10 protein-coding genes, 1 tRNA gene and 1 pseudogene are annotated in these 11,395 nt (G+C 70.3%); 7 read left to right on the plus strand and 5 right to left on the minus strand.

Annotation, left to right across the window (positions count from 1 at the left end; translation table 11 throughout):
• Positions 1-38: 38 nt before the first annotated feature.
• Positions 39-1,904 carry a S8 family peptidase gene (locus GA0070617_RS01075; protein ID WP_091432712.1) on the plus strand — a complete coding sequence of 622 codons (1,866 nt, stop codon included), beginning with the start codon at positions 39-41 and terminating at the stop codon, positions 1,902-1,904.
• 122 nt (positions 1,905-2,026) lie between these two features.
• Here GA0070617_RS01075 and GA0070617_RS31200 read toward each other — a convergent pair.
• Positions 2,027-2,267 (minus strand): annotated as a pseudogene (locus GA0070617_RS31200) (hypothetical protein).
• Positions 2,264-2,599, minus strand: a complete 336-nt coding sequence (locus tag GA0070617_RS01085) for a DivIVA domain-containing protein (protein WP_091432714.1) — start codon at positions 2,597-2,599, stop codon at positions 2,264-2,266. Before GA0070617_RS01085 ends, GA0070617_RS31200 begins: the two are co-directional and overlap by 4 nt.
• Before the next feature lie 317 nt (positions 2,600-2,916).
• Between GA0070617_RS01085 and GA0070617_RS01090 the strand changes: the two genes are divergently transcribed.
• Positions 2,917-3,147: a winged helix-turn-helix domain-containing protein gene (locus tag GA0070617_RS01090; RefSeq protein WP_091432717.1), complete on the plus strand. Its 231-nt coding sequence runs from the start codon at positions 2,917-2,919 to the stop codon at positions 3,145-3,147.
• A gap of 159 nt (positions 3,148-3,306) precedes the next feature.
• On the opposite strand, the gene GA0070617_RS01095 is transcribed toward GA0070617_RS01090, so the two are convergent.
• The 3 genes from GA0070617_RS01095 to GA0070617_RS01105 all read right to left on the minus strand — a co-directional run bounded on the left by GA0070617_RS01095 (position 3,307) and on the right by GA0070617_RS01105 (position 5,447).
• The gene (locus GA0070617_RS01095; RefSeq protein WP_373868338.1) at positions 3,307-4,077 is read right to left on the minus strand and encodes a WecB/TagA/CpsF family glycosyltransferase; all 771 of its coding nucleotides are present in this window, start codon (positions 4,075-4,077) and stop codon (positions 3,307-3,309) included.
• Positions 4,078-4,109: 32 nt separating this feature from the next.
• A complete protein-coding gene (locus GA0070617_RS01100) occupies positions 4,110-5,180 on the minus strand; it encodes an NAD-dependent epimerase/dehydratase family protein (protein WP_091432720.1) in 1,071 nt (356 codons plus the stop codon).
• A 181-nt stretch (positions 5,181-5,361) separates the two neighbouring features.
• Positions 5,362-5,447: transfer RNA gene (locus tag GA0070617_RS01105), tRNA-Leu, on the minus strand.
• A gap of 207 nt (positions 5,448-5,654) precedes the next feature.
• Between GA0070617_RS01105 and GA0070617_RS01110 the strand changes: the two genes are divergently transcribed.
• The 5 genes from GA0070617_RS01110 to GA0070617_RS01130 are packed head-to-tail and all read left to right on the plus strand — an operon-like array spanning position 5,655 to position 11,394.
• Positions 5,655-6,458, plus strand: coding sequence for an FHA domain-containing protein (locus GA0070617_RS01110; protein ID WP_091432724.1), 804 nt, complete (start codon positions 5,655-5,657; stop codon positions 6,456-6,458).
• Between the two features lie 5 nt (positions 6,459-6,463).
• Positions 6,464-6,952 (plus strand): FHA domain-containing protein FhaB/FipA, encoded by a 489-nt coding sequence (locus GA0070617_RS01115; protein WP_091432726.1) that lies wholly within the window; start codon positions 6,464-6,466, stop codon positions 6,950-6,952.
• A complete protein-coding gene (locus GA0070617_RS01120) occupies positions 6,949-8,373 on the plus strand; it encodes a protein phosphatase 2C domain-containing protein (RefSeq protein WP_091432728.1) in 1,425 nt (474 codons plus the stop codon). Before GA0070617_RS01115 ends, GA0070617_RS01120 begins: the two co-directional genes overlap by 4 nt.
• A gap of 28 nt (positions 8,374-8,401) precedes the next feature.
• Entirely contained in the window at positions 8,402-9,892 is a 1,491-nt protein-coding gene (locus GA0070617_RS01125) for an FtsW/RodA/SpoVE family cell cycle protein (RefSeq protein ID WP_091432730.1), read from the plus strand.
• Complete coding sequence (locus GA0070617_RS01130) at positions 9,889-11,394, plus strand: peptidoglycan D,D-transpeptidase FtsI family protein (RefSeq protein ID WP_091432732.1); 1,506 nt, start codon at positions 9,889-9,891, stop codon at positions 11,392-11,394. The genes GA0070617_RS01125 and GA0070617_RS01130 overlap by 4 nt, the downstream gene beginning before the upstream one ends.
• Position 11,395 lies beyond the last annotated feature (1 nt).

Below are 11,395 nucleotides of genomic sequence, written 5' to 3' on the forward strand. Positions count from 1 at the left end.
TGTCCGGACGTCGGCACCGGTCAGAGGGAGGTAGGAGAATGGGTATTCCACACAGGTCCGTCCTCGTCGGAGTGGCCGCGCTGGCCATGCTCGCGGCCGCCACCCCCGCCATGGCCGCCGAGCCGGTCGGTCCGGTCCGGGCAGCCGGTGGGGCCACCGCCGTCGCGGGCAGCTACATCGTCGTGTTCAAGGACAGCGCCGTCGGCCGCAGCCGGGTCGGTGACAACGCCAACCGCCTGGTCGGCCGGCACGGTGGCACGGTGGCCCGCACCTACGGTGCCGCGCTCCGTGGCTTCGAGGCCCGGGTCGACGCCGACGCCGCCGCCCGGATCGCCGCCGACCCCGCCGTGGCGTACGTCGAGCAGAACCACACCGTGTCGATCGCCGGCACCCAGGCCAACCCGCCGTCCTGGGGGCTGGACCGGATCGACCAGCGCAACCTGCCGTTGGACAGCTCCTACACCTACCCGAACACGGCGAGCAACGTGCACGCCTACATCATCGACACCGGCATCCGGTTCAGCCACAGCGACTTCGGTGGCCGCGCCGTCACCGGGTTCGACGCGGTCGACGGCGGCCCGGCCGACGACTGCAACGGCCACGGTACGCACGTCGCGGGCACCGTCGGCGGCGGCGCGTACGGGGTGGCGAAGGGCGTCACGCTGGTCGGCGTACGGGTGCTCAACTGCGCCGGCAGCGGCACCATCGCCGGGGTGGTCGGCGGGGTGGACTGGGTCACCGCGAACGCGGTCAAGCCGGCGGTGGCCAACATGAGCCTCGGCGGCGGCGCGAACGCCACCCTCGACACCGCCGTCCGTAACTCGATCAACTCCGGGGTGACGTACGGCCTGGCGGCGGGGAACGACAACGGCTCCAACGCCTGCAACAGCTCACCGGCGCGGACCACCGAGGGGATCACCGTCGGCTCGACCACCAACACCGACGCCCGTTCCTCGTTCTCCAACATCGGTACCTGCCTGGACCTCTTCGCCCCCGGCTCGTCGATCACGTCCGCCTGGTACACCAACGACACGGCGACCAACACGATCAGCGGCACCTCGATGGCGACCCCGCACGTGGTGGGGGCGGCGGCCCTGGTGGCCAGCGTCAACCCGACCTGGTCCCCGCAACAGGTCCGTGACTTCCTGGTGGACAACGCCACCGACAACGTGGTGACCAACCCGGGCACCGGCTCACCCAACAAGCTGCTGTACGTGGTCAACGGCAGCACCCCGCCGCCGGCCGACGACTTCTCGGTGTCGGTGTCGCCGACGTCCGGCTCCACCACGCCGGGCGGTTCGGTGACCGCCACGGTCGCCACCGCCACCACCAACGGCTCGGCCCAGTCCGTCAGCCTCAGCGCCAGCGGGCTGCCCAGCGGGGCGACCGCCTCGTTCAGCCCGGCGAGCGTCACCTCGGGCGGCTCGTCGACGCTCACCGTCGCCACCTCGGCGGGCACCCCGGCCGGCTCGTACCCGGTGACCGTCACCGGCACCGGCGCGTCGGCCACCCGGACGGCCACCTTCACCCTGACGGTGACCGGCCCGGGTGGCTCCTGCTCGGGCAGCAACGGCACCGACGTCTCGATCCCGGACAGCGCCCTGGCCGGGGTGACCAGCTCGATCGTGATCGCCGGCTGCGGCCGGGCCGCCTCGGCCTCGTCCTCGGTCGCGGTGAAGATCGTCCACACCTACCGGGGTGACCTGGTCATCGACCTGCTCGCCCCGGACGGCACCGCCTACCGGCTGAAGAACAGCAGCATCCTGGACGGTGCCGACGACGTCGACGCCACGTACTCGGTGAACCTCTCGGCGAAGGCGGCGGACGGCACCTGGCAGTTGCGCGTCCGGGACGTCTTCTCCGGTGACACCGGCTACGTCGACACCTGGTCCCTGACCCTCTGACCCGACCCGGCCTGCCCGCACCTCCCGTGCGGGCAGGCCGGTGGCCAGTTTCCTGGTTGTGGTGGCTTCCACTCCTGCCATGGTCCCCCATAACCAGGAAACTGCGCGATCCCGGGAGCCGGTCAGGCGGGCCGCCGGGCGGTGCAGGGGGTCTCGTGGCCGGCGCGGAGGATGCATCGGCGGCCGTTGGCGAGCCGGATGTCGCAGAAGACCCGATGATGCACTGTCTGGTCGTCCTCGGCGGAGACGGTGGTCTCGCCGGGATCGATGCTCGTGATGAAGGCCAGCGGTCCTGGCGAGTAACTTGGCGCGAACCAGGTCCGGGGCGTCCACCGGCAGGTGGATGACGTAGCGATCACTCATGTCGGTTGGTTCTGGTCGGCGCACTGGGTCAGGTGCCAGGTCTGCCAGGCAGCCAGTGCGTTCCGTAACCGGGCAGCCTCCGCCCGGCTGGCGACGAGCGCCGTCTGCGCCGTCGTGAGTTCCTTCGCGACCCGATCGAGGAAGGCGGCGACCTCGAACAGGTCCGCACCACGGCGGCGCACCGTGAAGGTGCGCCCCCGGACCTGCCTCGGTCGTAACGGCATGTGCAGGACCGGTTGGTACGCCTCAACGGGCGGTCGGTTCGGTGCACCGGGACGAACGTCTCCAGGGGAACTGCGTCTGCTCATGAGAGGCCGGAGGAGGCTGCGCATCGCGTCGGTTTCCTTTCACTCCCGTTCGGTGGTGTCGTCTTGCCGGTGTGGCGGGGGCGGTGGGTACGCCCGGGGACGGGCTTGCGCGCTGGTGCGTGGCAGTGGAGCTGGCACGACCGGCCGGAGGGTGGACGGTCGTGCCAGCCGGCGCGGTGGTCTACCGAAAGCCGGTTGCCTACCAGGCTTCGCAGGAGGATCCGCCTGGACAACATACAATGCAAAGCATTAGATGACAGGGAGTGACCAGATCTCCTACTCGGCGTGTTGGCCGACAACCTGCGGGCGTGCGAAGATCTTGGGGCCTACCAGGAGTCGCCATGCCCCGAATTTCTGATCGCCAACGGATCGCGCAGGACATCCGTGACAAGGTCGCCGCAGGTGAGTACGCCCCCGGCGACAAGCTGCCGTCGCTGCGGGAGTTGACCGTCCAATACGGAGTGTCGGCCGAGCCCGTACGGTCAGCGCTGTTGATTCTCCAGGCCGAGGGCCTCGTCCAGGGACACCAGGGTAAGGGCGTCTACGTCACCCCGCGATCGGACCCCGCCTGACCTCCGGCCTGCCGGCGCATCGGGTGAGAAGACCCCTGCATCAAGGATCCTGCGCGAACCACGCCCGGGTGGTCGCGCAGGATCCTTGATGTGGTGGGCACCGCGGAGGCGGGGCGACCGCGAGGTGTCAGTGGGGCCACGCTCCGGCGGTTGGGTGGGTCAGACCGCGAAGGTGGTGGGGCGCTCCGTGGCGGGGGCCGGTGGACGGGCCTTCCAGACGCCGGTCTTCTGCGCCGCCAGGCGACCCAGGTAGGCCGGGTTGAGGATGACGTACCGCTTCCACAGCCGCTTCGGCTCCAGGCCGAGCCGCCAGAACCACTCCAGGCCCGCCTTCTGCATCCACGGCGGGGGGTTGCGCAGCAGACCCGCGTGGTAGTCGAAGGCCGCGCCGACGGCCATCATCGGCATGTCCAGCAGCGGGCGCATCGCGTACGTGAAGATCTCCTGGCGGGGGCAGCCGAGCCCGACCAGGACGAGCCGGGCCCCGCTGGCCTTGATCCGGTCGGCGATCTCGACGTCCTCGCCCGGCTGGACCTGGCGGAACTTCGACGGCTCCATCCCGGCGATCTTGATGCCGGGGAACATCCGCTCCAACGCCGGCACCAGTCGGGCCAGGGTCTCCTCGGTGGAGCCGTACAGGTAGACCGGCAGGCCCTCGTCGGCGAAGCGGTGCAGCACGTGCAGGGTCAACTGCGGGCCGTAGACCCGGTCCGACAGTTCGGCGCGGTGCAGCAGGTTGAGCGCCCAGCGCACCGGCTGCCCGTCCGGGGTGACCACGTCGAAGGAGTTCAGCCGGGCGTTGTGGGCCGGGTCGAGTACCCCGGTCATCACGCCGTGCACGGCCAGCGCGGTCAGCGCCAGCGGGCGACGGTCCCGGGCGGCGGAGACCACCTCCTCGGTGGCCGAGGCGTAGTCGGTGGCGTCGACCATGACGCCCAACACGTTCCGCTTGGTCTGGGTACTCACGCCGGCACCCACTTGCCGACGTTGGCCTCGTGGATCTCTCGCATGATCATCGGTACGTCGTACACCTGTTTCCAGTCGGGGTAGTCAGTCTGGAACGCCTCGTTCGAGCCGATCCACCACTTGTGGTCGCCGATCCGGTTGGCCTCGACGTACTCGGTGCGCATCTCCTCGCCGGTGATCTGCTCGGCCAGTGCGAACGCCTCGCGGTTGGAGGTGTTGGAGTGCCGGCCACCGCCGAGGTTGTAGACCGCCGCCGAGCGCGGGTTGCGGAAGAAGGCCTCGAACGCCGAGACCACGTCCGAGCTGTGGATCGCGTCCCGGACCTGCTTGCCCTGGTACCCGAAGATCTTGTACGTCCGGCGTTCCATGTTGGCCCGCATCACGTACCCGAGGAAACCGTGCAGCTCGGTCGCGGAGTGCGCCGGGCCGGTCAGCGTGCCGCCCCGGAAGCAGGCGGTACGCATGCCGAAGTACCGGCCGTACTCCTGCACCATCACGTCGGCGGCGACCTTCGAGGCCCCGAAGACCGAGTGCAGGCAGGCGTCGATCGACATGTCCTCCCGGATGCCCTGCTCGTACGGGTGCCCCGGCTCGATCTCCCACCGGGTCTCCCGCTCCACCAGCGGCAGGCTGTTCGGGCGGTCGCCGTAGACCTTGTTGGTCGAGCAGTGGATCACCGGCGTCTCGACGCAGTGTTCCCGGACGTTCTGCAGCACGTTCAGCGTGCCGCCGGCGTTGACGTCGAAGTCGGTGAAGGGATCGCGCACCGCCCAGTCGTGCGACGGCTGCGCGGCAGTGTGGATCACCACAGCGATCTCGCGGCCGTACCGCGCGAAGAGCTTCGCCATCGAGTCCCGGTCGCGGATGTCGATGCTGTGGTGCGAGTACGCCGACCCCAGCTCGTCGGTGAGCTGACGGACGTTCCAGGCGGTCGACGCCTCGGCGCCGAAGAACTCCTGGCGCATGTCGTTGTCGATGCCGACGACGTCCAGACCGAGGCCGGCGAAGTGTCGTACCGCCTCTGATCCGATCAGACCGCCGGATCCGGTCACCAACGCGACACTCACTCGCCACTCCTGGGTTCGGACGCTGGAGAAACCACCGGAGCATAGCGCGGTGTCCGATACGCCCCAGCGTGGAGCTTGGCCGGCCGTCCCGCCCCGACCTACCCCCGTGGCGGCCGGCCTAACGGGTGGCGTCGCCCGGAACGAAGCAGGGGCCCCGCATCGCTGCGGAGCCCCTGCTCAGTGGTGGGGATGGGGGGAGTTGAACCCCCACGTCCTTTCGGACACACGGACCTGAACCGTGCGCGTCTGCCATTCCGCCACATCCCCGTGGCATGACCCGGAACACCCTAGCCGCTGCGGTCCCGCTGTCTCCAGCGAGCCCGGCAGATACTACGCTGTCCCTGGCGCTTGCCACGATCGGTTACCGTTCGTGGCGGACGAAAGAGTAGCACGACAGCATTGGCCCGTCCGAGCGGGCCGACGACAGGCGGCCGAGCGGCGTGTGAGCTGCGCGCGCTTCGGCCGGATACCATCATGTCCTCGGGACCCGAGGAGGAGCCGGTGAGCGTGCTGCAACGCTTCGAGAAGCGACTGGAAGGCCTGGTCGAAGGGGCCTTCGCCAAGGTCTTCAAAGGGGTGGTCCACCCCGTGGAGATCCTCAACGCCATGCAGCGGGAGGCCGAGGCGCACAAGGCGATCCTGGCCGGTGGGCGCACGTTGGTGCCCAACCGCTACGTGATCGATCTCTCGCCGTACGACCACAGCAGGTTGGCACCGTACGCCGCCGCACTGGCCCAGGAGCTGGCCCAGTCGCAGGCGGAGTTCATCGGTGAGCAGGCCTGGACGGTCTACGGCGACGTGATCGTCGAGATCGAGCGGGGCGAGGGCCTGGACACCGGTATGTTCCGGGTCACCGCCGAGGTCTACACCGGGGGTGACGTCGCCCCGGTCTCGGCCCCCGGCTACGACCAGGGCGGATACGACGCCGGCCCGCCCGGTTACCCCTCCTACGACCAGGGTGGTGGCTACGGCCCGCCACCCGGGCACGGTGGCGGTCGCAACGTGCGACTGGTCTCCGGCGACGGCCGTACCTATCCCCTGCAGATGGGTTCGACGGTGATAGGGCGTGGTGATCAGGCCAACCTGCGACTGCCGGACGTCGGCATCTCCCGGCGACACGCCCGGCTGGACTTCGACGGTGGGCAGGTTGTGCTGACCGACCTCGGATCGACCAACGGCACCATGGTCAACGGGCAGCGGGTCTCCGCCGTCGCGCTGAACCCCGGTGACATGATCCAGCTCGGCACCACCACGCTCACCTTCCGCGTGGACGGCTAGCCGCCTTGCCGGAACTCGTCATCACGGTCGCCCGGTTCGGGTTCCTGATCCTGCTCTGGATCTTCGTCTTCACGGTGGTCGGTGTGATCCGTCGGGACCTCTTCGCGGGTGCCCGGTCGGGTCGACTGGTGGCCGCGCCGCGTGCGGTGGGTGCCTCGACCGGACAGCCGCCGGCCAAGCAGGCGAAGGTCAAGCGGGGCAGGGCCGCGCACCAGTTGGTGGTGACCGCCGGTCAGCTGGCCGGCACCCGAATCACCCTGGGCGAGGCCCAGATCACCATCGGTCGGGCCGAGGACTCCACGCTCGTCATCACCGACGACTACGCCTCGGCGCGACACGCCCGACTGCTGCCGCGTGACGGGCAGTGGTTCGTCGAGGACCTCGGATCGACTAACGGCACCTACCTCGATCGCGCTAAGGTCACCGGACCAACCCCCGTCCCCCTCGGCGTGCCGATCCGGATCGGCCGCACCTCTCTCGAATTACGGCCATGACTCTGACCCTGCGCTATGCGGCCCACAGCGACCGCGGTCTGATCCGAGACGGAAACCAGGACTCCGTCTACGCCGGGCCGCGGCTTCTCGCCGTCGCCGACGGCATGGGCGGCATGGCCGCCGGTGACGTCGCCAGCAACATCGTCATCGGTGCCCTGGCGCCGCTCGACGAGGACGTCCCCGGGGACGCGCTCGTCGACGCGTTGCGTTCCGCCGTCGGCACCGCCAACCAACAGCTCCGCGACACCGTGGAGGCCAATCCCCAACTGGAGGGGATGGGCACCACGCTGACCGCGACCCTCTTCTCCGGCAGCAAGATCGGGATGGTCCACATCGGGGACTCCCGGGCCTACCTGCAGCGCAACGGCGAGTTCGCGCAGATCACCAAGGACGACACGTACGTCCAGATGCTCGTCGACGAGGGGCGGATCAGCCCCGAGGAGGCGAGCAGCCACCCGCAGCGGTCCCTGCTCACCCGGGCGCTGGACGGCCGCGACATCGACCCGGAGTACAGCGTCCGCCAGGTGCTCACCGGCGACCGCTACCTGATCTGCAGCGACGGCCTCTCCGGTGTGGTCAGTGCCGAGACCATCGCCGACACCATGCGGGAGTACACCGACCCGCAGCAGTGCGTCGAGCGGCTGGTGCAACTCGCGCTGCGCGGCGGTGGCCCGGACAACATCACGGTCATCATCGCCGACGCCACCGACCGGGACATCGTCGAGGCGGCCCCGATCGTGGGTGGCGCCGCCGCCCGGGACCGGGGGATGGCCACCTCCGCCGACGTCTCCACGCCGGCCGCCCGGGCCTCGGCGCTCTCCGCCCCCCGACCGCCGGCGCCGGAGGACTCCTCGAACAGCCGGGACGACGAGCCGGAGCGCCCCAAGCGCCGTCCGGTCCGTACCGCCGCGATGCTGGCGGCGTTGCTTGTCATCCTCGGTGGTGGCCTCTTCGCCGGGTGGAGCTACACCCAGCGGCAGTACTACGTCGGAGCCACCGACGAGGGGCAGCTCGCCGTCTTCCGGGGGGTGCCCGGCCAGGTAGCCGGAATGGACCTGTCCACCCTGCACTCCACCAGCCCGGCCCGGCTGGACGATCTCACCCTGGCCGCCCAGGAGCAGGTCAAGCAGGGCATCCAGGCCAGCAACGAGCCGGACGCCGTCCGTCGACTGGCCGACCTGACCAACGACGACCCGACCAACCCGAACCTCAAGCCGGTCTGCCCGCCGAGCCCGGTGCCGACCCCGGAGGTCACCGCCTCCCCCGAAGCGCCGGCCTCGCCGGCGGCCAGCGGACGGCCGACCCCCCGGGGCACGGCGGCCAGCCCGTCCCGACCGGCCCCGACCCCCACGCCCGAGGTGCTCCCCTCCGACCTGGCCCCGCCGGTGCTCGACCCGGCGGGCTGCCGGCCGGCCGAGTGAGCGCCGGCACCAACCCTAGGGACGACGCGTGACCGCAGCGGCCAACCCGGCAAGCTCGCCCGTGACGACGGGCGGGCAGTCCGGCGTACGCCTCGCCCGGTCCCGGCGCAACTCCGAGCTGTGGCTGCTCCTGCTGGCGATGGTGCTGGTCGCCGCCTACCAGGCGACCATCGAGGCGACGCTGCTCGACACGATCACCGCGGACTTCTGGATCCCGGCGGCGGCGCTGGGTGCGGTCTTCCTCGGTCTGCACCTGGTCATCCGGTTCCTGGCCCCGTTCGCCGATCCGGCCCTGCTGCCGGCGGTCGCCCTGCTCAACGGCATCGGGGTGGGCTACCTGCGCCGGATCGACCTGGACAACGCCGCACCGGCCCAACGGGACGACCTGGCCATCTTCGCCGGCATCGGTGGCCGGCAGCTCGCCTGGACGCTGATCTCGGTGCTCCTCGCCGCCGGGCTGCTCGCGCTGGTGCGCGACCACCGCTCGGTCTCCCGGTACGCGTACACCCTGGGGCTGGCCGGCATCGTGCTGGTGCTGATCCCGGCGGTGCTGCCGGCGAGCATGTCGGAGATCAACGGCGCGAAGCTCTGGATCCGGATCGGCAGCTTCTCCATCCAGCCCGGTGAGTTCGCCAAGCTGGCGCTGCTGGTCTTCTTCGCCTACTACCTGGTCCGCAAGCGGGAGGTGCTCTCGCTGGCCAGTCGGCGCTTCCTCGGCGTCGACTTCCCCCGGGGCCGCGACCTCGGTCCGGTCCTGGTGGTCTGGGCCGTCAGCCTCATGGTGCTCATCTTCCAGAAGGACCTGGGCACCTCGCTGCTGTACTTCGGCATGTTCGTGGTGACCCTCTACATCGCCACCGAACGGGTCAGCTGGCTGATCATCGGTCTGCTGCTCTTCTCCGTCGGGGCCTACCTGGCGTACTTCCTCGGCAGCACCGTCGGCGGCCCGTTCGCCAACTTCTACGTCCGGGCCGAGATCTGGCTGGACCCGTTCGCCGACCCCACCGACAAGGGTTACCAACTGGTCCAGGGGCTGCTCGCGCTCGGCACCGGCGGGCTCTTCGGTGCCGGTCCGGGCGGCGGTGAGCCGGGCATCCTCCCCGAGGTGGAGAACGACTTCATCTTCGCCGGCATCGGCGAGGAGATCGGCCTGTTCGGGCTCTCCGCGCTGCTCGTGGTCTACCTGCTGATCGTGGTACGCGGCCTGCGGGCCGCCCTGGAGGTCCGGGACTCGTTCGGCAAGCTCGTCGCCGGTGGTCTCTCCTTCACCCTCGGTCTGCAGGTCTTCGTGATCGTCGGTGGGATCAGCGGTCTCATCCCGCTCACCGGCCAGACCACCCCGTTCCTGTCCGCCGGTGGCTCGTCGCTGATGGCGAACTGGCTGCTCATCGCGGTGCTGCTGCGGGTCTCCGATGCGGCCCGCCGTCCGGTCGTCACCGGTGGTGGGCCGTCCGCCCGACCCGGTGGCGGCCCGCCGGAGCAGTTGCACGGCGCCAAGACGGAGGTGATCCGCCCGTGAACGCACCCCTGCGTCGTGTCGGTGTGGTGGCTATGGTCCTGTTCGGCCTGCTCTTCGCCAACCTGAACTGGGTCCAGGCGTACAAGGCCGACGACTACCGCACCAGCGACTACAACGGTCGGGTCCAGGTCGCCGAGTACGAGCGCCGGCGCGGCAACATCGAGGCCGGCGGGACGGCCCTGGCGACCAGCAAGGCCACCGACGGCAACCTGAAGTACCTGCGTACCTACCCGGCCGGGGCGCAGTACGCCCACGTGCTCGGCTACAAGCCGGTGAACCTCGGTGACACCGGCATCGAGCGGCTGGAGAACGACTTCCTCGCCGGTACCAGCGACCAGTTGATCGCCAACCGGGTGAAGGACATGTTCACCGGGGACGAGAGCGGCGGCGGCAACGTGCTGCTCACCCTCTCCCGGCAGGCGCAGAAGGCCGCGTACGAGGGGCTGCGCGAGAACCGCAACAACGTGAGCAAGGGTGCGGCGATCGCCATCGACCCGCGTACCGGCGCGGTGCAGGCGCTGGTCTCCATGCCGAGCTTCGACCCTAACCCGCTGGCCAGCCACGACACCCGGGAGGCCAGCGCGGCGTACAACAAGCTGGAGCAGGACGAGGACGGTCCGCTGCGCAACCGGGCGTTGGCCGAGGTCCTGCCGCCGGGCTCCACCTTCAAGATCGTGGTGGCCGCCGCCGCGCTGGAGGACGGGGTTGGTCAGCAGACCCAGATCCCGGCCGGGTCGAGCTGGCGGGCCTCCACCGGCGGTAACACGATCACCAACGCCGCACCGTCGATCTGCCCCGAGCGGCAGGTCACCCTGCTCAACGCGGTCACCGAGTCGTGCAACACCGGCTTCGCCCAGCTCGGCGTCCGGCTCGGCGCCGAGACGATCAAGGAGAAGGCCCGGCAGTTCGGCTTCGAGCAGGAGGACCTCACCGTCGGGCACCTCGGCGAGGGGGGCGTCCCGGTGGCGGCCAGCCGGACCGGCGACATCCAGAACCCCGACGGCGGAACCGACGAGGCGGCACTCGGCCAGTCCTCGATCGGCCAGCGGGACGTCCGGATGACCCCGTTGCAGGGCGCGCTGATCGCCGGCGCGGTCGCCAACGGCGGTAGCCAGATGCGGCCGCACCTGGTCCGCCAGCTCCTCGCCCCGGACCGCACCACCACCTACTACACCGCCAAGCCGCGCGAGCTGCGTCAGCCGGTGAGCGGGCAGGTCGCCGGCGACCTGCGGGACATGATGGTCAACGTGGTCCGGGAGGGCACCGGCCGCAACGCCGCGTTCCGCGGCTACACCGTCGGCGGCAAGACCGGTACCGCCCAGTCCGGCCCGGACACCCGCGACCACGGCTGGTTCATCGGCTTCGCGCTGGACAAGAACGGTACGCCGGTCTCCGCGGTCTGCGTGGTGCTGGAGGAGGCCGGGCCGGGCGGCAGCGCCGAGGCGGCGCGGATCGCCGGCCAGATAATGCAGGCGGCCGTCGCCGACACGGGGGGCCGCTGAC

Origin of the sequence: Micromonospora yangpuensis (assembly GCF_900091615.1) — a bacterium.
GTDB classification, from domain to species: domain Bacteria; phylum Actinomycetota; class Actinomycetes; order Mycobacteriales; family Micromonosporaceae; genus Micromonospora; species Micromonospora yangpuensis.

Bases quoted from the DNA above. Each gene is read 5' to 3' on its own strand.
- GA0070617_RS01075 (WP_091432712.1), top strand. From the start codon at position 39: ATGGGTATTCCACACAGGTCCGTCCTCGTCGGAGTGGCCGCGCTGGCC.
- GA0070617_RS01085 (WP_091432714.1), bottom strand. From the start codon at position 2,599: ATGCGCAGCCTCCTCCGGCCTCTCATGAGCAGACGCAGTTCCCCTGGA.
- GA0070617_RS01090 (WP_091432717.1), top strand. From the start codon at position 2,917: ATGCCCCGAATTTCTGATCGCCAACGGATCGCGCAGGACATCCGTGAC.
- GA0070617_RS01095 (WP_373868338.1), bottom strand. From the start codon at position 4,077: ATGGTCGACGCCACCGACTACGCCTCGGCCACCGAGGAGGTGGTCTCC.
- GA0070617_RS01110 (WP_091432724.1), top strand. From the start codon at position 5,655: ATGTCCTCGGGACCCGAGGAGGAGCCGGTGAGCGTGCTGCAACGCTTC.
- GA0070617_RS01120 (WP_091432728.1), top strand. From the start codon at position 6,949: ATGACTCTGACCCTGCGCTATGCGGCCCACAGCGACCGCGGTCTGATC.